The sequence below is a fragment of the Pseudomonas sp. Z5-35 genome, from assembly GCF_051131945.1.
Lineage (GTDB): Bacteria > Pseudomonadota > Gammaproteobacteria > Pseudomonadales > Pseudomonadaceae > Aquipseudomonas > Aquipseudomonas marvdashtae.
Window position 1 is genome coordinate 4,833,671 of record NZ_CP071640.1, and the last position, 23,778, is coordinate 4,857,448.

At 58.2% G+C, this 23,778-nt stretch carries 12 protein-coding genes; 9 read left to right on the forward strand and 3 right to left on the reverse strand.

From position 1 onward, the window contains the following. Positions 1-38 precede the first annotated feature (38 nt). Positions 39-4,025 carry a type III effector 1 gene (locus J3P95_RS22220; protein ID WP_434626140.1) on the reverse strand — a complete coding sequence of 1,329 codons (3,987 nt, stop codon included), beginning with the start codon at positions 4,023-4,025 and terminating at the stop codon, positions 39-41. 193 nt (positions 4,026-4,218) lie between these two features. On the opposite strand from J3P95_RS22220, the gene prmA reads away from it, so the two are divergent. From prmA to J3P95_RS22260, 8 genes are all read left to right on the forward strand, one after another. Further along, positions 4,219-5,097 carry a 50S ribosomal protein L11 methyltransferase gene (gene prmA, locus J3P95_RS22225; RefSeq protein WP_434558780.1) on the forward strand — a complete coding sequence of 293 codons (879 nt, stop codon included), beginning with the start codon at positions 4,219-4,221 and terminating at the stop codon, positions 5,095-5,097. A gap of 30 nt (positions 5,098-5,127) precedes the next feature. Next, entirely contained in the window at positions 5,128-6,351 is a 1,224-nt protein-coding gene (locus tag J3P95_RS22230; RefSeq protein WP_434558781.1) for a DUF3426 domain-containing protein, read from the forward strand. Between the two features lie 185 nt (positions 6,352-6,536). Next, positions 6,537-7,544 (forward strand): tRNA dihydrouridine synthase DusB, encoded by a 1,008-nt coding sequence (gene dusB, locus J3P95_RS22235; protein ID WP_434558782.1) that lies wholly within the window; start codon positions 6,537-6,539, stop codon positions 7,542-7,544. After that, the gene (gene fis / locus J3P95_RS22240; RefSeq protein ID WP_186610807.1) at positions 7,541-7,861 is read left to right on the forward strand and encodes a DNA-binding transcriptional regulator Fis; all 321 of its coding nucleotides are present in this window, start codon (positions 7,541-7,543) and stop codon (positions 7,859-7,861) included. Before dusB ends, fis begins: the two co-directional genes overlap by 4 nt. Positions 7,862-7,944: 83 nt before the next feature. Next, positions 7,945-9,552 (forward strand): bifunctional phosphoribosylaminoimidazolecarboxamide formyltransferase/IMP cyclohydrolase, encoded by a 1,608-nt coding sequence (gene purH / locus J3P95_RS22245; protein WP_434579642.1) that lies wholly within the window; start codon positions 7,945-7,947, stop codon positions 9,550-9,552. A gap of 169 nt (positions 9,553-9,721) precedes the next feature. Further along, positions 9,722-11,017, forward strand: a complete 1,296-nt coding sequence (gene purD / locus J3P95_RS22250; protein WP_434579640.1) for a phosphoribosylamine--glycine ligase — start codon at positions 9,722-9,724, stop codon at positions 11,015-11,017. 98 nt (positions 11,018-11,115) lie between these two features. Continuing rightward, positions 11,116-13,890 carry a response regulator gene (locus J3P95_RS22255; protein ID WP_434579639.1) on the forward strand — a complete coding sequence of 925 codons (2,775 nt, stop codon included), beginning with the start codon at positions 11,116-11,118 and terminating at the stop codon, positions 13,888-13,890. A gap of 62 nt (positions 13,891-13,952) precedes the next feature. Beyond that, positions 13,953-14,549 (forward strand): MarC family protein, encoded by a 597-nt coding sequence (locus J3P95_RS22260; RefSeq protein WP_434558786.1) that lies wholly within the window; start codon positions 13,953-13,955, stop codon positions 14,547-14,549. A 7-nt stretch (positions 14,550-14,556) separates the two neighbouring features. On the opposite strand, the gene J3P95_RS22265 is transcribed toward J3P95_RS22260, so the two are convergent. After that, positions 14,557-15,381, reverse strand: coding sequence for a hypothetical protein (locus tag J3P95_RS22265; RefSeq protein ID WP_434579637.1), 825 nt, complete (start codon positions 15,379-15,381; stop codon positions 14,557-14,559). Between the two features lie 212 nt (positions 15,382-15,593). Here J3P95_RS22265 and J3P95_RS22270 point away from each other — a divergent pair, with 212 nt between their 5' ends. Then, positions 15,594-16,241, forward strand: coding sequence for a hypothetical protein (locus J3P95_RS22270; protein ID WP_434558788.1), 648 nt, complete (start codon positions 15,594-15,596; stop codon positions 16,239-16,241). Between the two features lie 74 nt (positions 16,242-16,315). Here the strand turns inward: J3P95_RS22270 and J3P95_RS22275 are convergent, their stop codons facing one another. Continuing rightward, positions 16,316-23,368 (reverse strand): TcdA/TcdB pore-forming domain-containing protein, encoded by a 7,053-nt coding sequence (locus J3P95_RS22275; protein ID WP_434626143.1) that lies wholly within the window; start codon positions 23,366-23,368, stop codon positions 16,316-16,318. Between the last annotated feature and the right edge of the window lie 410 nt (positions 23,369-23,778).

Here is a 23,778-nt window from a genome sequence, read left to right on the forward strand (position 1 = left end):
CTTTTTTTGCGCGTCTTTCTCGGGATGCCAGAATCGAATCAGCCCAGCACAACCATGGTGAACTCATTCAACGCGAGTTGCGCTGCCGTCGCCGGCCTGCCTTCGCGCGTGCGAACGGCACCATTGGCATTGGCTACCAGCGGCTCGCTGCGATAGCGCGTCATGAATGTGCGTGCACGCATCGACACAGGGTCAGAGCCCTTTTTCGCCCTCGCCAGTACCGGAACGTAAAAGCGTTCGACCTGGCCCTGTGATGTCTTGAATACCGTCGTCAGCCCACTGCGCAAGTCCAGTGACACGCCATAGGTATTACCGAAGCAGGAAGAATACGACCAGTAATCCCAGGTCGGTTGGAGACCTTGACGTCTCATCACCTGCCTGACCGGTTCACCAATGTCCGCGCCCGTGAGCCAGTCCCCACCGACCAGGGTCACCCGAACATCCTTCGCTGGTCCTCCCAGGCGCGACATGACCGCCTTGGTACCGCGTTCGATAAGCTTGCGGATGTTGTGATCAAAATGAATGACCGCTCCTATCTTGGTGATTGGGTTGTACATGGAAGCGACCACACACGTCTGCGCGTTCAGGGAGAACAGATAGTGATCCGTGATCGCCTCGCTGAACCTCGCCACCACTGCCTCGCCCTGCATCGCCCCCCTTGTTACGTCAGGGAAGACGTGTCCGGGAAACGCCTCCCTTAGATCCCCCACACGACCCAGATTGCGAACACCGTCATTGCCGCCCTTCAAACCAACGGCATTATGCGCCCACTTTCCATTCGCCAGCCTGCGGATGGGCAACTTGTACAACGCACCGGGACGACTGGCATCCACCAGGCACAAGCCGTCGAAGTAAGGATCCCTCCGTACTTGGTAGTACTTACCGTTACTGCGTATGTAATAAGTGCTTTGGGGGTGCGATGCGCTGGGCGGGCGACAATAGGTGCCTTGAAAAACTCCCTCTTCGGTCACCTCCTGCAGGTCCTTTGGCACCTGGCTGGCCGCTTGCCTTGGCTTGAAGCGTATGGGCTGCGTGACAGGCCCAGTCTCGTTGACTGCGGCCGATGCCAGGCGTCCCAAGCCTTGAGCGGATATCGATCTCAATACCCCTCTTGCCTTTCTGAATGCCCATATCAGTGGCGCATACACGCTTGGCGGCCCGAACATGGCAAACAATGTTCCCCAGGACACCTCCAGCCAGCGGCCGAGCGCTGCGTCCAGATCATTCTGCCGATGGGCTTCGATTGCTTGCCTGGAACCGATAACAATGAAAGTCACATCCAAAAATAAAATGAAGGGAGGGTAAATCATGCAGACGGGAAGCGCCGCCATGAGCAGCCCCTTGACGACCTGGTTCTTGATCATTTCAACGCGGCTGGTGGTTATGTCTTGTACGTCACTGACAGAGCGCTCGATATAGGCATCGAACTGCGCAGCAATATTCGATACACGATTGAACTCACGCAACGTATCGACACGAGTCGTTGCAATGGCCAGCGACTCCAACGTGCGCCTGACAGCAGCACGCGCGGCCTGCCCCACTCGCGCCATGACGTAATCATGCAGTTGCGCCGCGATACTCCCGGAAAAATCCAGGTATCTGCGAAACGCAATGCCGTCTGGAGAATCAGGCGTGTACAACCAATAGCTGGCCTTCGGATCGAAATAGATAAAGACGTAGACGCCCAGGACGACATGCCCGCCGACAGTAAATTTGATCATGCCTTCCTGCGCCACAGCAGAAGTCGAAGACATGGGAGGCGCGCCATCGTCCCACTGGCCGAGCAAGGTGACTTGGCGGGTCAAGGTGACTTGGCGGGTCAGCCATCGGAACTCATCACTGCTCAAGATCGACTGGCCATAGGCAACACGCAGATCACGGTCAATCCTGGCAAGTTGTAAGTAACGATAAGCATCGCGACGCTTCAAATACTGCGGGGCATCGGGGTTCAGGAACTTGCCGCGAATATACTTCGCATAGTGCTCCCCCAGGTGAGCGCGCCGAATATAAAGCGCCAAGTCAGCACTTCGTAACTGCGTCAGATCCTGCCCAACCGAAGAGAGTACGCCTTTTTGGGGATCGTCAATGCCCCAGTTGTCGTCATAACCATGGATGACCAGATCCAGCAGGCTGGCTACATGCTTGCCCCCCGTCCACCCCGAACGGTAGTCAATAAGCACCGTGGCAGGATCCACCGGTTCTTGAACGCCTTTGCTGCGCAAGTAGGGAGCGATCGCTTGCATGACGGTCCGCTTGGCGAAGTCCACAAAAACTTCATATTCCGCCAACAGATCGTTGAACATCTGCTGATGAATCAGCACCTCCTGGTTCAAACCGCTTATGTGTCGTCGAGAATCGACTGGCAGGGCGGAGTACCAGCGCGGCGATTCGTTCAGCTCCACCTCCGCCAGTTCATTCGTCAGCCCCATCGAGACAGCGATCCGGATACATTCCTCGAAACCTGCAACCGTACCTCTCAAGTCCTTGTTCAAGTCCCATGTAACTGACGTTGCCGTGATGCGAGAAAGGTACTGTCGGGCTTGCGCCCGATCGCCAGGAGCAAGTTGCTGCAACAGATAAAAACAGCCCGCGTCACTTGCGGTCCACCCACCGATCTCGGCACTGAGCGCCCGCAACGAGATCAACTCGATCCATTCCTGGCCATCAGGTTTGCCGGGGGCATAGAGCAATAAATCGTCAGGCTCACCGCGCGGGTCTTCGCGGTAAAAAAGAAGCAGGTCGGTACATTTCAATCCATTGGGAAGTACCAGCCCGGCGACATGCAGCCCGGCTTTGGCTCGCGCCGCAGCCTCGCGCTCCCACTGAGCCATGAGCCGGTCGTGCCCGACGTCCGTCAGCTGGCCTGCGCAACGTGCGATAAAAGCACTGTGTTGCAGTCTTGCTAAAAACCGATCGAACATAGCGTCTTTCAGATCCGCTTTGTCGTAGCGGCTGGTCAGTGCCGGTAAATACCCGGCAGGCGCATCAACATTTGCTAACAACTGCGCGATGAACGTGGGCGATAGGGGCTGGTTGCGTAACATATCCCCGTTCTCGACCAGGAGCACCGATATCGCGTCCGGCCTCATGGGGCCCGCCGCGAGCAACTCGCTCAGGCTGTAGGTCCGCACAGGTTGCCCCACCACGGTTCGCCACTGTAACTGTACCTGGACTCGTTCTGGCTCAACGTCCATGTCCAGTTCATGCCTGACATAGTCTTTGGCGAGGTGCTTTGCGAAGGCGCGCAACGAGCCGAGCCCATCAAGCAGCTCATCCAGGCGCGCCTGCGTTTGCGCCGTCTGCTCCTGAAAAGTCAATAACGTCTTACGGTCAAATTCGCTCAATACCCGCAGCCATTCCGGCAAGTGCAATCGCGCAACCGCATCAATGGCCTCGCGCTCCTGCGGGGTCGCCAACCTCTGGAGTTGAGTCGCTTCGTGCCAGGCATCCTGAAGCGTTTGAATTTTTTCCCGTAGCTCGTCAACGTCTAGGCCAACAACCTTGTCAGGATGAAAAACCTCATCGATTGATGCCATATGTTCATCAAGCCTTTGCCTGACGAACTCATCCAGCGAGGCATCCTCTTCGGCCATCTTCCAATGACGCCGCAGATAATCCTTGTAGTGACGGATAAAGCCCGAGACCGTCCCTTCAAGTGCCTGTGAAATGATATCCCGGCGCTCTGCCGAAAATCCCAGGTCAGCCCCTTCGGACCAGCGATAAGGAGCATCCTGCTGCTCGTCGAAAACCGCGGGCGCTTGGTCGATTATTTGCCGCAGCACTGCGTCCAGCAGCGTGCCGACGAAGTGTGGGTCGATGTTGCCTTGGTAGTAATGCGTGCGCAGCTCGACCAACAGATACTCTTCCAGCAATGCCAAAAACGTCATCTGGGTTTGCATCCGCGCATCGATAATCCCGTGCCAACGCGTTAGCTTTTCCAGAATTGCCGTTGCAGTGTCCGCCGACGAGGAAATTACCGGCACCGCGTCGTCCAAACTTGCTTGCCTCTCAGTAGCGTCGTCCATACACATTCTTCCCTGTTGTGTGGACCGGCACCTTATCCGCCTTGTGACCCGCTGATGTCATACATATATATATCGAAACACCCACCCGGACCGCCCGGGACGCGCTTATCCACTTTGATAGCGACCTGGCGTACACTGCGCGCCTTTGCAGCCTCACGCTGCCCCCCGTGGATATTTTTCAAAGGTGCCCGCCATGCCTTGGCTGCAAGTACGTCTGGCCATCAGCCCGGAACAAGCCGAAACCTACGAAGACGCCTTTCTTGAAGTAGGCGCGGTATCGGTAACCTTCATGGACGCCGAAGACCAGCCCATTTTCGAGCCAGAGCTCAACACCACGCCGCTGTGGTCCCACACCCACCTGTTGGCGCTGTTCGAGGGCGGTGCTGAAGCTCAGAGCGTGCTCGCTCACCTGGAGCTGCTGACGGGCAGTCCATTGCCAGAACATCACAGTGAAGTGATCGAAGACCAGGACTGGGAACGCAGCTGGATGGACAACTTCCAGCCGATGCGCTTTGGCCAGCGCCTGTGGATCGTGCCGAGCTGGCATGCCGCGCCGGAACCGGACGCGGTGAACTTGCTGCTGGACCCGGGCCTGGCGTTCGGCACCGGCACCCATCCGACTACCGCGCTGTGCCTGGAATGGCTCGACGGCCAGGATCTCAAGGGCTGCAATGTGCTCGATTTCGGCTGCGGCTCAGGGATCCTGGCCATTGCCGCGCTGCTGTTGGGCGCCAAGGAGGCGGTCGGCACCGACATCGATGTCCAGGCCCTTGAAGCGTCCCGCGACAATGCCGGGCGCAACCACATCGCAGAAGAACTGTTCCCTCTGTATTTGCCGCAGGATTTGCCGCAAGTCCAGGCCGACGTGCTGGTGGCCAATATCCTCGCCGGTCCGCTGGTATCCCTGGCGCCGCAACTGTCGAGCCTGGTCAAGCCGGGCGGGCGCCTGGCATTGTCGGGGATCCTGGCCGAACAAGGCGATGAAGTCGCCGCCGCTTATGCCGCGGATTTTGACCTGGACCCGATCGCCAATCGCGATGGCTGGGTGCGCATCACCGGACGTCGGCGCTAGAATGGCCGCCTGTATCGACCGGATTGCCGCATGACCGACAGCTTCGTCACTCAATGCCCGCATTGCCACACCAGTTTCCGCGTCAGCCATGGTCAATTGAGCGTGGCACGCGGAGTGGTTCGTTGCGGCTCGTGCCTGCAAGTGTTCAATGCCGCCCGGCAATTGCTGGAGCAACGCACTGGCAAGGACATCGCCGCGCCGCCGGCTTCGCCCGTCAAGCCTGCCGTCGAAGCCCCGCGCGCCATCAGCCAGAAACAATGGACGGCCGCCGAGCTGGATCTCGATGACCTGGACAAGGAACTGGCTCGCCTGGAACGGCGTGACAAGCGGGCGCCAGACACCTTGGGCCGGCGCCGTGAAGACAACCTGAGCGCCCAGCGCGAAAACCTTTCGAACGAGCAGGAGCCCTGGTCCAACAGCCTCTACAGCGAGTCCCCCGCCGAACGCGCCGGAGCCGCCATCCAGCCGCCCCTCGAGCCGTTCGAGCCCCATGAACCCGCGCGACCGCCGCGGACCGAACCCTCCTTGTCGCTGGCGCTCGAGCCGCTGGAACCGGACGACGAACCTGTCGCCCCGCTGAGCCTCACGCAGGACGACGAACCCCACGAGCACCTCGAGCGCCTATCCGCCACTGACGATCTCGACGACGAACCCGAGCAACCGGTGCCGCTGCGCAAGTCACGGGAACGCCAGGAACCGGGAATACGCGCCGAAGCCCTCCACGACCTGGACGACGACCCGCTGCAACTGGACTGGCGCAAGCGCCGCACGCCCTGGGGCCGTCGCCTGCTCTGGGGCCTGTTGATACTGCTTGCCGCTGCAGCTTTGGGCGGTCAGTACATTGCGTACCATTTCGAAGAACTGGCTCGCCAGGATCAATACCGCCCCTGGTTCCTGCAAATCTGCCCGACCATCGGCTGCGACGTACCGTCCAAAGTCGACATCGCCAAGATCAAAAGCAGCAACTTGGTGGTGCGCAGCCATCCGGAATTCAGCGGCGCCCTGGTGGTGGACGCGATCATCTACAACCGCGCGCCCTTCTCCCAGCCCTTCCCCCTGCTGGAGCTGCGTTTTGCCGACCTCAACGGTCAGCTGATCGCCAGCCGTCGCTTCAAGCCAGGCGAGTACCTGGGCGGCGACCTCGAAGGCCGGGGGGAAATGCCACCGCAGACGCCGATCCATATTGCGTTGGATATCCTGGACCCAGGCCCCAAAGCGGTGAACTACAGCCTGAGCTTTCATTCGCCCGAATGAAGCCCGCCAGGGCCGGCCGATTGACGACAGCTTTCTGACTCACCTGACCCAGACCAAACCGCTGGCGATAACAAAATAGCTGTTCAGATTTTATCCAATTCGACCTTTATCCAGTCATCGAGAGCGGGTATCATGCCAACCCTTTTTCGAAGTCTCATGATCCGGCCCCACTTCAGGGAAGTCCTATGTCGGCGGTACGCATCGGCCCATATACATTGCAGAACGGTCTGGTTCTCGCCCCCATGGCGGGCGTCACCGATCAGCCCTTTCGTCAGTTGTGCAAACGATTGGGTGCGGGCCTTGTGGTCTCGGAAATGGTGACCAGCGACATGAGCTTGTGGAACACCCGCAAGTCGCGGCTGCGCATGATCCACGAAGGCGATCCCGAACCCCGCTCGGTACAGATTGCCGGTGGCGACGCACAGATGCTGGCGGAGGCAGCCCGGGCTAACGTCGAACTGGGGGCGCAGATCATCGACATCAACATGGGCTGCCCGGCGAAGAAGGTTTGCAACAAGGCTGCTGGCTCGGCGCTGTTGAAGGATGAAGCGCTGGTCACCGAGATCCTGCAGGCGGTTGTCGCCGCAGTCGATGTGCCGGTGACCCTGAAGATCCGCACCGGGTGGGACCGGGAGAACAAGAACGGCCTGACGGTGGCGAAGATCGCCGAACAGGCCGGTATCACAGCGTTGGCGGTCCATGGCCGCACCCGTGCTGACCTGTACACCGGCGAAGCCGAGTACGACACCATTGCCGCGATCAAGCAGGCGGTGTCCATTCCGGTCTTTGCCAATGGCGATGTCGACTCGCCAGAAAAGGCCCGGTACGTGCTGGACGCGACCGGTGCCGATGGCCTGTTGATTGGTCGGGCCGCCCAGGGGCGGCCGTGGATTTTCCGTGAGATCGAACACTACCTGCGCACCGGCGAAAAACTCGCTGCGCCGATGTTGTCCGAGGTGGAACGTATTCTGCTAGAGCATCTGGCCGCGCTGCATGTCTTCTATGGCGAAGTCATGGGCGTACGCATCGCTCGCAAGCATGTGGGCTGGTATCTCGCAACCCTGCCGGGCGCCAGGGAGTTTCGCGCCCGTTTCAATCGTTTGGATGGTACGCAAGCACAATGCGCCGACGTTCAGGCGTTTTTCGCCGGACGTTACAAGAGCCTGACAGGGGACGAAGGGGTGGCCGCATGACGATGATGACCGAGACTTTAGTGAGTGGAATAGCACCCGTGAGCGACAACGTGAATTTGAAACAGCACCTCAACACGCCCAGCGAAGAAGGCCAGACCCTTCGCGGGAGCGTCGAGAAGGCGCTGCACAATTATTTCGCCCACCTTGAGGGCGCTGCCGTCACGGATGTGTACAACCTGGTGCTTTCCGAAGTCGAGGCGCCGCTGCTCGAAAGCGTGATGAACTACGTCAAGGGCAACCAGACCAAGGCCAGTGAGCTGCTGGGCCTGAACCGCGGCACCCTGCGCAAGAAACTCAAGCAGTACGATCTGCTGTAAGCATTCAATCAAACCAGAAAGGCGCCCGCGTAAAAAACGGTCGCCTTTTTTGCTGACTTCCCTTGCTTTTGATGGAACTTGAAATGACCGACCAGACCACCCGCCTGCCGATCCGCCGCGCCTTGATCAGCGTCTCCGACAAGACCGGGATCCTTGAATTCGCCCGCGAGCTGCAACAGTTGGGCGTAGAGATCCTCTCTACCGGCGGGACCTTCAAGTTGCTGCAGGACAACGGTGTCGCCGCAGTGGAAGTCGCGGACTACACCGGCTTCGCGGAAATGATGGACGGTCGCGTCAAGACCCTGCACCCGAAAATCCATGGCGGGATCCTCGGTCGTCGCGGCATCGATGACGCCATCATGAATGAGCACGGCATCAAGCCGATCGACCTGGTAGCGGTCAACCTCTACCCGTTCGAAGCCACCATCAACAAGCCCGGCTGCGACCTGCCGACCGCCATCGAGAACATCGACATCGGTGGCCCGACCATGGTCCGCTCGGCCGCCAAGAATCACAAGGACGTGGCCATCGTGGTCAACGCCAGCGACTACGCCAGTGTGCTGGAGAGCCTCAAGGCCGGCGGCCTGACCTACGCCAAGCGTTTCGACCTGATGCTCAAGGCCTTCGAACACACCGCCGCCTACGACGGCATGATCGCCAACTACATGGGCACCGTGAACCAGGCCGCCGAAACGCTGAGCACCGAAGGCCGCAGCGAATTTCCGCGAACCTTCAACACCCAATTCATCAAGGCCCAGGAAATGCGCTACGGCGAGAACCCGCACCAGAGCGCGGCGTTCTACGTGGAAGCCAAGCCTGCCGAGGTCGGCATCGCCACCGCTACCCAATTGCAAGGCAAGGAGCTGTCGTTCAACAACGTGGCCGACACCGACGCCGCGCTGGAATGCGTGAAGAGCTTCGTCAAGCCGGCCTGCGTGATCGTCAAGCACGCCAACCCGTGCGGCGTGGCGGTGAGCCCGGACGCTGAAGGTGGCATCCGCCAGGCCTACGAACTGGCCTACGCCACTGACACCGAGTCGGCGTTCGGCGGCATCATCGCCTTCAACCGTGAGCTGGACGCAGAGACCGCCAAGGCCATCGTCGAGCGCCAGTTCGTCGAAGTGATCATCGCCCCTTCGGTCAGCGAAGAGGCCCGCGCCATTGTTGCTGCCAAGGCCAACGTGCGCCTGCTGGCCTGCGGCCAATGGTCGGCCGATCGTGCGCCGGCCTGGGACTACAAGCGCGTCAATGGCGGCCTGCTAGTCCAGAGCCGTGACATCGGCATGATCGGCAGCGAAGACCTCAAGGTCGTGACCCAGCGTGCCCCGAGCGAGCAGGAAATCAACGACCTGATCTTCGCCTGGAAAGTCGCCAAATACGTCAAGTCCAACGCCATCGTCTACGCCAAGAACCGCCAGACCATCGGCGTCGGCGCCGGCCAGATGAGCCGCGTGAACTCCGCCCGCATCGCCGCGATCAAGGCTGAACACGCCGGCTTGCAGGTACAAGGCGCGGTCATGGCCTCCGATGCGTTCTTCCCGTTCCGCGACGGTATCGACAATGCGGCCAAGGTCGGCATTACCGCAGTGATCCAGCCGGGCGGTTCGATGCGTGATGCAGAAGTGATTGCTGCAGCCGACGAGGCTGGCATCGCCATGGTATTCACCGGCATGCGCCACTTTAGGCACTGAGGCCAGCGGTAAGCTTCAAGCTGCAAGCGGCAAGTTAAGAGCAGGCCTGTGGCGCTCTGCTTGCCTTTGCAAACTCACTCATTCAAAGCCATAAGCTGCAAGTTAGAATCGCGCATACCCGCTCTGACTTGCAGCTTGTAGCTTGCAGCTTCTCCGAAGGAGTCTTTCTTTGAACATTTTGATCATTGGCAGCGGTGGCCGTGAACACGCCTTGGCCTGGAAAGTGGCCCAGGATCCCCGCGTGCAGAAGGTTTTCGTGGCGCCAGGCAATGCCGGCACCGCCATCGAAGCCAAGTGCGAAAACGTTGCCATCGACGTACTGGCCTTGGAACAACTGGCCGACTTCGCTGAGAAGAACGTCTCGCTGACCATCGTCGGCCCGGAAGTGCCGCTGGTGGCCGGCGTGGTCGACCTGTTCCGCTCCCGTGGCCTGGACTGCTTCGGCCCGACCGCCGGTGCTGCACAGTTGGAAGGCTCGAAAGCATTCACCAAGGACTTCCTGGCGCGTCACAAGATCCCGACCGCCGACTACCAGAACTTCACCGAAATCGAACCGGCGCTGGCGTACCTGCGTGAAAAAGGCGCACCCATCGTGATCAAGGCCGATGGCCTGGCCGCCGGCAAAGGCGTGATCGTTGCCATGACACTGGCCGAGGCCGAAGACGCGGTGCGCGACATGCTCGCCGGCAATGCCTTCGGTGACGCCGGTTCACGCGTCGTGATCGAAGAATTCCTCGACGGCGAGGAAGCCAGTTTCATTGTCATGGTCGACGGCAAGAACGTCTTGCCGATGGCCACCAGCCAGGACCACAAACGTGTCGGCGACGGCGACAGCGGTCCGAACACCGGCGGCATGGGCGCCTACTCTCCCGCTCCGGTGGTCACCGCCGACGTGCACCAGCGCGTGATGGACCTGGTGATCTGGCCAACCGTGCGCGGCATGGCCGAGGAAGGCAATGTCTACACCGGTTTCCTCTATGCAGGGCTGATGATCGACAAGGCTGGTAACCCAAAAGTCATCGAATTCAACTGCCGTTTCGGCGATCCTGAGACCCAGCCGGTCATGCTGCGCCTGCAATCGAGCCTGGTGTTGCTGGTGGAAGCCGCCCTGGCCCAGGCGCTGGACAAAGTCGAAGCCCAGTGGGACCCACGTCCGAGTGTTGGCGTTGTACTGGCAGCCGGTGGTTACCCCGGCGACTACGCCAAGGGCAGCGTTATCAAGGGCCTGGAAGGTGCGGCCCAGTTGGAAGGCAAGGTGTTCCACGCTGGCACGGCATTGAAGGACGACCAAGTGGTTACCGCCGGTGGTCGCGTATTGTGCGCCACGGCAATGGGTGCCAGTGTCGACGTCGCTCAGCAGCAAGCCTACAAGCTTGCCGCGCAGATTGATTGGGAAGGCTGTTTCTACCGCAAGGACATTGGCTACCGTGCAATTGCCCGCGAGCGTGGTGAAAACCTGAAATAACCTGGCCATTCAGCCAGGCCAGGGTCCATGGCCCTTGCCTGGCTGCCCAGGCGCCGCGCATAGTTATCATCTGGCATCAACTACGAAGGGATTTCGCCGTGCGCTGGCTCAGGATTGCCATAGGCTTGACCGTTACCCTGCTGACGCTGCTCTGCGTGCTCCCGGCCCTGGCCGCGCCCGGCAGTGGCTGGGCGGTATTGCTCGACGAACAGGGCGACCTGAAACTGAGCGACATCCGCTCAGCCCGCTATACCAATCAATTCAGCCCCATTGACCTGGACCACCTCAAGGCAGCCGAGCCGGGTGGAGCCCTGTGGCTGCGTTTCCGACTGGCTCCCGACAAGCATGAGCAGATACTGCGCATTTTTGCGCCTGACCTGTCGCGCCTGAATCTCTACGTGCTGGACGGCGATGCCCTGGTTGATCAACAGATCAACGGCAATGCGCTGCCAAGCTCCGAACAACCCGTGCCCAGCAGCGATTTCATGCTGGCACTGCCTCGCAGCGAAAAACCCCTCGACGTCTACCTGAGGCTGTCATCCCGTTACGAACTGCGCCCCTACGTCACCCTGCAACCGGCCGTCATGGCGGCAGCCGACCAGAACCAGACATTGATCTATGGGCTGCTGTTCGGCTGCATCGCCATGCTGATCCTGCACAACCTCACCCGCTACGCCTACACCCGGTCACGTAGTTGCCTGTGGTTGGCGGCCTGTGAAGGACTGCTGATGCTCAGCCTGGTCCTGCTGCTGAACCTGGCCGGCGCCTGGCTGCCAAACTGGCCGGCGATCCAGACGCCAGGCGCGTATTTGGCCCTGCTGCTGACAGCACCCTGCGGCTTGATGTTCGCCTATCGCTACTTCGCGCCGCTGGGATCGCATCCGCTGAACCGGCTGTTGTTGGGCGAAATTGTCTTCATCATGCTGTGCAGCCTGTTGCTGCTGTTCGTCGCCACGCTGCCGCTCAATATCATGACCTATGCACTGGTGGCCTTGGCCGGTCTGAGCATGCTGTTCGTCAGTGCCTGGCATTGGCAGAAGGGCTATCGCCCGGCACGGCTGTTCGTCGCCGCCATGGTGGTGTTCAACCTGGGTACGTTGATCATTCTCCCGGCCCTGCAAGGATTGACGGAAGTCGCCCCCCAGGGACTGATCGTCACGCTGCTGGTGATCATCTGCATCAGCGGCCTGCTGATGAGCGTCGCGTTAGGCGAGCGACAGCGATCGATAAACGAGAGTCGCTTCAGCATCAGTCGCGACCTGGCGGCAAGTAACGCCGAGATCAACGCCAAGGCTGAATTCCTGGCCAAGATCAGCCACGAGATCCGCACTCCGATGAACGGCGTGCTGGGCATGACGGAACTGCTGCTAGGCACGCCGCTATCGGTCAAGCAACGCGATTATGTACAGACGATCCATAGCGCCGGCAATGAACTGCTCACCCTGATCAACGAAATCCTCGATATTTCCCGTCTCGAGTCGGGACAGATCGAACTGGACGATGTGCAGTTCGACCTCAACGCACTGATCGAGGACTGCCTGAGTATCTTCCGCGCCAAAGCCGAACAGCAAAATGTCGAGCTGATCAGTTTCATCCAGCCCCAGGTACCGCGGGTGATCAGCGGCGATCCGACACGGCTGCGCCAAGCGCTGCTGAGCCTGCTGGAAAATGCCTTGAAGAAAACCGATGAAGGCGAGGTCTTGATTGTCGTCGCCCTCGACGAGCGCAGCGATAAGCCGCGCCTGCGCATCGCGGTGCAGGACAGCGGATCGCCCATGGACGCCGAAGAGCGCGACATGCTGATGCACGCCGAACTGCACAGCAAGAATGTCCTCTCGGCCACGCGGCTGGGTGGCAACCTGGGCCTGGTCATCGCGCGCCAGTTGATCATGCTGATGCATGGCGAATTCGGCATCAAGAGCGGCAGTAGCCAGGGCAGTACCTTATGGCTGACCTTGCCGCTGGACCCGGATCGCCTCGAGCACCCGACGTCCGATCTCGACGGCCCGCTGCAAGGGGCACGTGTGTTGGTCGTCGATGACAACGATACCTGCCGCAAGGTGCTGGTCCAGCAATGCAGCGCCTGGGGCCTCAATGTCAGCGCGGTCCCCTCGGGCAAGGAAGCCCTGGCGCTGCTGCGCACCAAGGCTCACCTGCGCGATTATTTCGACGTGGTGTTGCTGGACCAGAACATGCCCGGCATGACTGGCATGCAACTGGCCGCCAAGATCAAGGAAGACCCGAGCCTGAACCACGACATCCTGCTGATCATGCTGACCGGCATCAGTAACGCCCCGAGCAAGGTCGTGGCGCGCAACAGCGGGGTCAAGCGCATCCTCGCCAAACCGGTGGCCGGCTATACACTCAAGACCACCCTGGCGGACGAACTGAACCAGCGCAACAAAGGCCAGGCGCCGAACGTCCCGGTCAACGCCGGCCCTCCCGTTACGGTAAAGGTACCCAGCGACTTCCGCATCCTGGTGGCCGAAGACAACAGTATTTCCACCAAAGTCATCCGCGGCATGCTCGGCAAGCTCAACCTGCAACCCGACACTGCCAGCAATGGCGAAGAAGCGCTCAAGGCCATGAAGGAGCACCGCTACGACCTGGTCCTGATGGATTGCGAGATGCCGATCCTCGACGGTTTTTCCGCCACCCAGCAACTGCGGGCCTGGGAAATGGGAAACCAGCGGACACGTACCCCTGTGGTAGCGCTCACCGCTCACATCCTGGCCGAACACAAGGAGCGCGCCCGCCAAGCCGGGATGGACGGACACATGGCCAAGCCGGTGGAGCTTTCGCAGCTGCGCGAACTGATCGAACATTGGGTAGCGCAGCGCGACCAGCAAAACCATACGGCGCAAACGTCCTGAGCCGACAGGCGTCAAAACGCCTGATAGACTCCCGTCGTCTTCCTTCGTCCTGAGCCTCGACCATGCTCCATGTGCTGTTCAGCGTTTACCTGAAAATGTTGGTGCTCTACAGCCCCTTCTTCGTACTGTCGTGTTTTATCGGCTTGACTCGAGGCTACTCGCGCAAGGAACAACGTCGCCTGGCCTGGAAGGTTGCGACCGCGACGCTGGTCTCGAGCGTATTGCTGTACTTGTTTGGCAGGGTGATTTTCAGCGTGTTCGGTATCACCGTGGATGCGTTCCGCATTGGCGCCGGCAGCGTGTTGTTCATTTCGGCGCTGGGCATGGCCCAAGGCAAGTCCGCCGTGCAGACCGACAATGTGCAGCAGGACGTAACGATCGTCCCGCTGACCATTCCCTTGACCGTTGGCCCCGGCACCATCGGCGCCCTGCTGGTGATGGGCGTGAGCCAGCCGCACTGGGACGACAAACTCATGGCCATCATCAGCATCGCCCTGGCCAGCTTCACCGTCGGCGTGGTGCTCTACCTGTCCAGCCGCATAGAGCGGATCCTGGGTGACCAGGGCTTGCAGATTGTCAGCCGGTTGATGGGGCTGTTTGTTTGTGCCCTGGCGGCTCAGATTATTTTTACCGGCGTGAGAGGCTACCTGATGCAGTGACTGTGACTCAGGCGCGCTTGCGACGGCTGAAGCGCTTGCTCAACACTTCCCGGCGATGTTCGCCCAGGTATTCTTCGATTTCCTGCCTGAAGTCTTCATAGCGCGCCGGGTTAAAGGTCACGAACGACTTGCCGCGGAAAACTTCTCGCGCCGAAGAGCGCCAGTTCACAAAAAGAACGCCACCGTTATTCGAAGAACCGGTCTGTTTTATCGAACTGGACGATGCGATCAGGATACCGTTGGACAGTTGCTCACAGGGAATGACGGATAAGCGTGCGCCATCGGCCGACTTCGCCTGGGTACCGAACAGATCGAGGGTTTCCTTGTCCTGCGCCAAGCCAACAATCGTGGTATCGACCACGCTACCCAGCACTGTCGCCGCCGGAAAGCTCGCCTTCACGCCATCGATAATCCCTTTTACGATATCCTTGACCACCAGATCCATATCCACCTGCAAGGAACTCTCGGAATAACGAGTGTAACCATCATCTAACACAAAACATCCGAGTTCTTGCAAACACTTGATGAATTCCATGTACCACTCATGGGTATTTTTGCCGCCAGGCACTAAGTAGTTGGCCTCCATGATCGCCATGGTCATCACGTTCTCCATGATCGCCATGTTATTGAGCGACATGTTATTGCCGTAACCGACAAGTGCATCGCCCAACATGACCGCATCCAGTTCCTTGTTGGGGTTGTCTTGCACCGACTGCACGACAGACCTGCGCATACGCCGACTGACCGAACCCTGTGCCTTGCGCCTGTCGATACGCGCAGCGATCAACTCAACACTTCGCGCGCCACTTATTTCACTTTCAAAAATGCCCATAATAATTCCTTAGTTAAACAAACGACCGCTCCTGCGGACAAACAACAATCTAAATCATCGCCCCAAACTTAACAAACCAAACCAGCTACAGCATATGTCAACTCATTCCCCCCCACTAAAACATTTAGTTGCCAATCAATAACTCCACGCACTTGAAGACTTGCACCGTTACTGGATTCATATAAACCCCTCACAACGACGGAATCCATTTCATGAACAATCAAGCATTAACCGGTTTGGTAACAGGCCCCAATCTAATTTCCTACATCGAGACGCTTTCACTACAAGACCACGATTACATTGCCGACACCAATCATCTCGCCACCTTATCCGCCGACCTCGAACATGACCGCTACACGGCTCAAAAAAGCTGGTTTGACTCGTATATCCACACGTTGAGATACATGGGCTGGTCGCTATATAAAGACTCTACCTTTACAAGTACCCGCCATATCGTTACGAATTCGGTCGCGGACTTCTTGGTAGAAAGCGCCGATGCCATGAAGGATTTCCGACAGGCGAATGCGATGATCGATACGTTGCAGGCGATGAAATCCGATAATCCGGCCATGCTTTCGTTCGATAAGGAAAGTCGGCAAGGTGAGTCCTTTCAAGTTGTCCCGGCGCGCTACGACTCGGAGGGCAACCTCCATATCGCCTTCTACAAGCTTGAACTAAGGGTTCGTAATAGAAGCAGCCGTTTTTTGTTCTGGAATTTGGAAGAACACTCCGCCAGGATCATCCAACACAAGGCATACATGAGGCTTGATCGAAAAGAAATGGCGAGGATCAGCGAGTATATAAAACAGAAAGCGAATGGGTCTCTCATGAGGCGCTTTGCCTTGCGAAAGCATCGCTGACTAACGCATGCATAAAAGGGTTGCAGATGGACAGCATTTGCAACCCTCTTATTTTTATTCGACGCGCCGAGCAATCAACTCACGTGGGTCTCTCCAGCGGTCGACAACTCCATCAACGCTTTCAGCGTGGCACCGCTCTGGATGTCAGGCAAAGCGCCTAACCGTGCCATGAGCGTCGAAACGGAATATTGTCGGTTCCCGCCGAAGTCGAGCAAGACCTCCCCACGAAAGTCGACATCGGTCGCAAACACTTCACGACAGATCACACTCCGTCCGCTGTCCGGATCGATGATCACCAGATGCTCATCGACGTGGCTCAACAACAATTGGTCAGGCTCATCCAGTTCCCAAATCAGCCTGCCAGGTGCTGTCGCCGCGTCGCCCCACGACCGCCGGCAGTCCAGGATGACCGACTCGATCCGCCGCCAGAGCGATTTCGATAACCGGTAGGTCACCGCACCTGGGCCCATGCGCAGGACCAGGACAGTGACGTTGTCCGGTAGCAGCGCCTGGAGATTATCCAGCTTCGTTTCGTGGCTTTCGACAACCATCACCTCGCCCTCACGCTGGACATAGCTGAGCGGTCCAGCATGTCCCTCCTGCGGGAGCGTCAGCAGTCTCCCATTCTGGTTTTCGCGGAGCATTACATTGGTCTGCCGTTGGGTTCCCAACACCTCGAATGCTGGCGGAAGTGCAGTCTTGGGCACCCGGATGACCCGCCCGGTCTCGGCAACGAACCATTTAAGGCTACCAGGCTCCTCCACCGTCAGCAGGGCGCTGCGGGAGGGGGCGCTCGCCAGTCGCTCAAGCGCCTCCTGCTCGCGATCGCCTTGGGCGATAACCCATTCATGGGTGGCGCCGATGATCAATGCCGGCTCATGATCTCGCAGCCTGACCACCAGGCCTTCATAGGTGATGCCACGCAGCCCCGGCCCATCGGCCTCCAATTCGAGAAACTGCCAGGGCGCCCATTCACGTTCCGCCAAGGGTAATACGTCAGCCTGGAGCAATCGCGAACCGCGCCCGAACGCGGTCTCGATCTTGTCCGGACCGATAAAGGCCTGGCGACAGACCTCGCCACTCACAACATTGAATAACCAGGCGGCTTGGCCATCCGGCGTTACGTTCAGCAGGCGGATTTCCGTTGCCTGTCCAGGGTCTGCGAGCAACAGCTTGTTGTCGACATACCAGGCAAACAACCTCGGTTTACCGCTGGGGTTGGTCAAGCCAACAAGCGCAAAACGTTCAGTGGCATGCTTGCGTGCCAGTGGTTTCAATGCAGGCCACCAATGCGTCTGCTCATGCTTCTTGAACCAATCTTCGTTCACGCCTCCCAGTGCCAGGTTTCCCTGGGTGGTCAGGTTGAAGAACACACCATCAAAAGTCGTGGCCACATATCCGTGATCGGTAGCGAAGACTTCCTTTATGTTCCCCGTCTGCATCCAGCGGTTGGACCATTGCCCTTTGTCGTTCACCACGGTTCGTTGTCTGCGACAGACAGTCTTATAGCGTCGGTCATAAATCAAGAACGCATCGCTTCCTTCTACCTGCGCCAAAAGCGTCAACTCAGTCATATGCTTGATCGAGTCAGGCCAACCACGGTGATGATTGCGTGTCGGCACGGGACGGATGATCAAGTTGTCGCTACGACGTACCCACGCCATATCCCGGTACGCTTCCTCCGATTTCCAACAGATCGAAACGAAAGGAGCCGGTTGCCAAGTAACCGTATCGTAGGAGTGTTCATTACCAAAAGAGGGCGAATAGACGTAACCATCGCCAAGCAACTGGGGCCAGAACTTCAAGTGTTCGCTGGCGCCAAGGAGCGTTTCCAAACCTGTGTCGAGGTCTCTGGTGATTGATGTCAGCAAGAGTTGCTCATCGTAAATCACATAATTCAACACATCGCGACTCCCATCCAGGCGAGTAATCTGCTGCACGACATGGATGACGCCCTGCTCGTCCGCCTCGACGCTCTTGATGACAGCGTCGGCGCTCAGTGAACCCCACAGCCAATAGTGTCGGCTCAGCAGTCCGGTAATGGCGTCGACCTGCCAGATCCTTACGTCGGCCGGGTGATAGAACCAGACATATCCGTCTGCCACCGCCCCTAGGACCGTCGGCGGCTCACCACTGATTTCGTCACGAATGTAGAGAAAACGGTCCGCCTTCACGTCGTACCAGGCCGAGACGTACCGCGGATTATGTGGGTCCTCGAATGGAATCTGATAATTTTGTACCGGTGTGTGGAGCACCACCAATCGGTGCTGTTGATTCAATGCCTGGAAATGCTCCTGCAACCCCTGCTGAGCCATTCCCGTTGGCATCACCAACTCGACAACATTGAGCCGGCGCTGCTCCAGATCTATCTGGAACACCTGCTGGGTGCCGGTCCGAAGCAAAACTTCGTGACGGCCCGCTCCAGTGAAACCCACCTGAGCATCGCCAACGGACAATTTCCCAGCCGACCTAAACCGAACATCGCTTTCCTCCGCCCAAGGGGCGTCCAGTACCCAACTTGAATTCAACGTTTGCGCCGTATGGAAAATCAGGCTCACGCCGGAATTGAGCAGCAATGCGCAACGCTTGCCACCCCCTTGGATCTGATAAGTGATTTTCCCATGCCAGATTTCAGGCAGCTCAGGCACGACCAGCGAGCGATCGGTATCGTCGAGCAACACATCGATGATCGTTGGGCGATAGTCCGGGTCGAAAAGACGATAGAGGATGTATTCGCTCGGAAACGAATAGAAGGAGAACAGAAACAGCCATTTGCCTTCCGGCAGCCATTTCTCCAGGCGCCGTGCGGTGTCGAAACCGGTGTCATAACGGGTGGTGGCACCTGGCAGTGCCTTGTATTCGTAGCGGTAGCAGGTTGGCGGCGTGCATGGCAACACGATGGCTTGCCCGGAAGGAGGCGAGAAGCTGACGTGGGCTGGTAGGTTCAGCTCGCGGCGGAGATTGATCGCCCGATCGTATTCCGGGTCAAATGTCGGCACGCCGAAATGATCGCGCAGCGGAAATAGCTTGGGGCTGTCCAGCTCCAAACCGCCACCAGCCAGATCCACGGTCTTGATGATCAGCGATGGGCGGGGCTTCCAGGCGCCATGCTCCCTGTCAAATTGATAAGCGTTCAGGTGAGCCTTCGCTACTTCGTCGAAAAACAGCCCGACTTGCTTGGCTTCTGCAGCAATAGTTGCGAACCCCTGGGCCAGTGCCGCCGCTCCCACCGCTAGCCCCCCCAGCATCACGGAAGCGCCACCGAGCACCGCCCCTGCCGTCGCAGCGCCGGCCATAGAGGCCCCCAAAGCCGCCCCCGATAACGCCAGGCCGGCGGAGTCGAAAGCCAGTTGAGTGCCGAACTGGGCTCGCTCAACTTCGGTTTGTGCGGTCGACAATTGATAGATGTCGAATCCGACATTTGCCAATTGCAGCAGTCCACCCGTCGCTTCGTCCACGGTGGAACCCACAGAGGTCCTGACCATTGGCGCGACGGTATCGGCAATCAGTTTCTCTTCAGTCAGCGCTTTGCGGACCAGTCCCACCAACTGCGCAGCATCGGCCACGTTGCCGTGCACTAATTGCACATAGTTGACATAGGCATGCAATCGCACCGCCAGGGAGGGCGAGCGGCCTGCGCCTTCCCTGCCCCTCAGTGCGTTCATCAGCGCTTGTATCGCGAAACCAGCGTTCAGGGTATGAACGCTACCTGCTTCGAAGTGATCGCTCAAAACGGCGGGATGGTTGGCCAAGGTCGAAAAACGTTCCGTGAGGTATTTTTTTATCCTTGGGAGGCGTTGATCGTCCGCGTGGATCTGCACCGGTTCATCGTGGTTGGCCGGATCGATCATCGTCATCCGGTATGTTTCGCCCGACGTGGTTTCCAGGGTGTAGAACAACGGCACATGGTTGGACGTCAGATGATTTTCTTGTTGAAGGTGAGTGGTCGCTTCAGCGATCTGTTGCGCCCACCAATGGCCATCCAACGCCAGCAGGCAGCTGCCCAGCTGCGGGTTGCTCTGAAGTGATTGTCCTCGGGCACTGGCGACGCGCTGTCTGACTGAGCGGTGCGACTGTCCTGGCAATGCGTCAGGTTGCAACAGGTCCGAAACCCTCACAGCATTGGGCATTACCTCCCGTGCCACTCGCACGCCGTCCAGCTCGATCAAGTCGAAGGCCGGACGAGCCGCATCGCCATAGGCCGCATACTGGCGGGCCATCCCTTGCTCGATAAAAAACGCCTTAAGCGCCGCGCTGAAACGGGTCGCGTCCTGGAACTCGAACACACCAAAATTCGGATCATAGAAGTGAAAAGCACCGCCCTCGCCTCCAGCGGTCTTGGCAATCAACATGGCGTGATTATCAGAGTTGAGCATCAGCGTACCGAACGATTTTTCCTGCAGGATGCGCACGACCCCATCCAGGTCGGAGCGCGCCAGCGCACTACCTACGTCATCAATCGGCAGGTCACGCAGTGATTCCAAGCTGTGCAGAAACACAGCGGAATCACTGGCGTCATGCTTCGCGACCGCCAATTCGAATCGATTGCACAAGGTTTTAACCGCGTCCAGCCCCTTCGAAAAGGCTGCCGCCATGGCCAGGGACAGCGGATAACACCGCCCGGCCACCCGATCACCCGGTCCCTGGAGGAGTAGATCCTGCGGTACAGATCTGAACTTGTCGGGATCCGTCGCTGACACAACCTTGTGCAGCCGGGTGACGACCTGGACCCGATGTTCATGAATCGCCGCCTGCCGGATACGGGCAGCTTGCTGGCCCCATTGACGTAACGTCAGCGGTTGCTCAAGGGCAATTTTCTTCAGGCTCAACGCCGTTTCGTCATGCCAGGGAAGAACGTCCGCCACGCTCGCCAGCCCCGCCAGGAATGCCGGCGCTCGATGCGTGAACAGCGCTTGCTCGATCGTCGCGTAATTGTTGACGGTTCCTGGTTTCTTGAAATCATTGATCACATTGTCCAACTGCGGGCGAACCGCCTCGAAGCTGCGATTATCCAACGTCTTTACACCGATCAACGCGCCAATCTGCAGACGTTGCAAAGGACTCAAATGAAGGAGATCAAGATGACCTTCGGCGAGTTGGTTCAAAAGCGTCGAAATAGACAAGGGTTGCGTCTTTGGATCGCTCAACGGTACGGGCGCAAACGCGTCGGTGCTTTGTGCAAGAATCGATTGGCGTTCATCAAATCCCAGGGGCACAACGTTTTCGAAAGTACGCACACCGTCATGGTTCTGGTTCATCGCCTGCATGAAGGGCTCGCCCAGCTCATCCGCCAGATGCTGCAACAGGTCGGTGGACAGCACATGGCGATCCTCGATCAACGGCCAACCTTTTTCGAATTCGATACTGTGGTGTTTGAATAGTTGGGCAATATCTCCCGCATAGCGAGCTTGCATTTCATTCCGGGTCCAGCGTTGTTTTTCGTCCGTGACCCAGTCTTCTATAGGTTTAGCTTTCCATGAATGAACTCTCTCTTCCTCGGTAGCGTTGTTGAAACCCTTCATTAACCGAACGGAGCGACGCGCCGCTTTAGCCCCGTCTGGCGTGAAAAGCCTGCTTTCATACTCCAACAGACCGGCTCGAACAGCATCTGGCCCCGTCAGGTATATCGTGCCGTCAGCCAGTGGGTCGACGCCGTCACTGAAATAATCGGCAATGCCCCTGCACAATTGCGGCGCAGGGGGACCAACGATATGGAACTCGTCCTTGAGCACCTGCTCCGTAAGGGCAAAGAAGGGATCACGATCATGGAACTCGATACCCTCTTTCCCGGCTTGACGCTCAACCGCGAGCAAAGCCTGGTAGTGGGTCTCGAAGCGCTTGATGATGGCCTGGAGTGCAGCCGACCCGGCATGGCTGACAATCAACGCATTGGACTCGCCCTCACCGATCATCGCCAATCTCAAACTGTCGACCGGAGCACTACCATGCGCGAATGGCACAAACACCTGCTTCAACGATGGGGATTTTTTCGCAAATTGCTCTAACGCACCACGATGCTTCGCAGGGATTGCACGGGTGTAATCCTCGCCTGATCCCGGCTCCGGCGCCTGGCGGGCCGGCATCCAGTCGGGATTGTTGTTCAGCAGCAACTGCAGCACACCTAGCCGTCCGGCGGGGGTCATTCGGTTGACGTCAAGACCCGCCAACTCGTCGGCAAGCGGCGGCAAGAAATCCACGTCATTGTAGATACCCCCCTCGCCGTACATGACCAACAGCCGCAAGATGTCCGAGGCTGACGCGAGGTTACCGCGCAAGGACATTTCACGACGATAAAAGTCCTCCAGTCCCGAGAAAGTCGGCAGGTCATGAACACTGCGCAATTGCATACCCTCATTATCAAGGCTGCGCATGATCTGGGCGTTCGCTTCCTTCAGTGCACGCAGAGCAACTTCGTCGCGACCATAGCCGCGAACCAATAAGTCAATGCGCGCCTCATCGGCGCTTTTACCCTGCTCAACCGCTCGACTGACGTGCAAAAACATTTGGCGTTTCAACGCCGCTATCCGCGGCTCATAACGCTTGGCCAGTTCTGCATGCGAAATAACTTCATCCCCTGCGCGGGACCATACGTCCGCCTTTGCCGCCTCGACAATGATCCGATTGGTTTCGACTATCAACAACCCGTCCGGGTCATGCCAGACATTCACGGAGAAGTCAGGCATTGTTTTTTTCCAGAGGCGAAGATAGTTCAGTTGAAGGTCGCCCACACCTCCCCCAAGCCAGATGAAATGCAATTTTTTCGGAACTTCCGTAGCAGGTTGCTTCAATAGTTCGAGACTGTGGGACAGACTCGCTTCGTAAGTTTCCAGCTTGTCATAAATACCCGCCAACTTCCCTCCGGTGCTGGCGGGGTTCGACGTTGAATCTGGCGTCCGGCGACGTCTGGCTTGCCCTTGAATCGACTCTAACGTTTGCTTCAGCAACGCCAAAGGCGCCAGCATCAGGGGCGTGTCCTGAGTCTCGATACAGTTGGCGTAATATTGGAGCGCTGCGGGGTAGTGCTCGGAATCTTTATACGAAGATAACAGCCCCTCCAGTTCCCCGCGCTTTAACACCTCACCGAATGCGACATATTGACTCACCGACACCTTTTCAAAATCACTCATGAACAATAATTCCATTTATTGTTAAACCACATAACCCACAGGCTTTTATCGTGCAGGCACTCAACGCCCTGCACGGGCCTTCATGCATTCAATGACTACTTAAAATGAGGCGTTTTACATCGACTCGCAGGATAAATCAAACCGACATTATCCGATCAAGCAGTCGCCCCCCTTGAGACGGCGAGCAACATAACCCACCGACAAAGTCATATTCAACCTACACCGCGCCCAATAATTATTTCAAATAAAACCACAAACCACACATGAGCCCCGCCTGCATAAAACACAAATACAACGACCTGTTTCTTGCAGCAAACTATCGCGCTGGACGAATCAAAAAACAGAATCGTCAAACACCACGACAATAAAATAGCGGAGCAACTTTTAATGATAGCGGCCCGAACGGACCG

Coding starts and splice junctions, on each gene's coding strand:
- J3P95_RS22220 (WP_434626140.1), bottom strand. CDS start 4,025: ATGGACGACGCTACTGAGAGGCAAGCAAGTTTGGACGACGCGGTGCCG.
- prmA (WP_434558780.1), top strand. CDS start 4,219: ATGCCTTGGCTGCAAGTACGTCTGGCCATCAGCCCGGAACAAGCCGAA.
- J3P95_RS22230 (WP_434558781.1), top strand. CDS start 5,128: ATGACCGACAGCTTCGTCACTCAATGCCCGCATTGCCACACCAGTTTC.
- dusB (WP_434558782.1), top strand. CDS start 6,537: ATGTCGGCGGTACGCATCGGCCCATATACATTGCAGAACGGTCTGGTT.
- fis (WP_186610807.1), top strand. CDS start 7,541: ATGACGATGATGACCGAGACTTTAGTGAGTGGAATAGCACCCGTGAGC.
- purH (WP_434579642.1), top strand. CDS start 7,945: ATGACCGACCAGACCACCCGCCTGCCGATCCGCCGCGCCTTGATCAGC.
- J3P95_RS22260 (WP_434558786.1), top strand. CDS start 13,953: ATGCTCCATGTGCTGTTCAGCGTTTACCTGAAAATGTTGGTGCTCTAC.
- J3P95_RS22265 (WP_434579637.1), bottom strand. CDS start 15,381: ATGGGCATTTTTGAAAGTGAAATAAGTGGCGCGCGAAGTGTTGAGTTG.
- J3P95_RS22270 (WP_434558788.1), top strand. CDS start 15,594: ATGAACAATCAAGCATTAACCGGTTTGGTAACAGGCCCCAATCTAATT.
- J3P95_RS22275 (WP_434626143.1), bottom strand. CDS start 23,368: ATGAGTGATTTTGAAAAGGTGTCGGTGAGTCAATATGTCGCATTCGGT.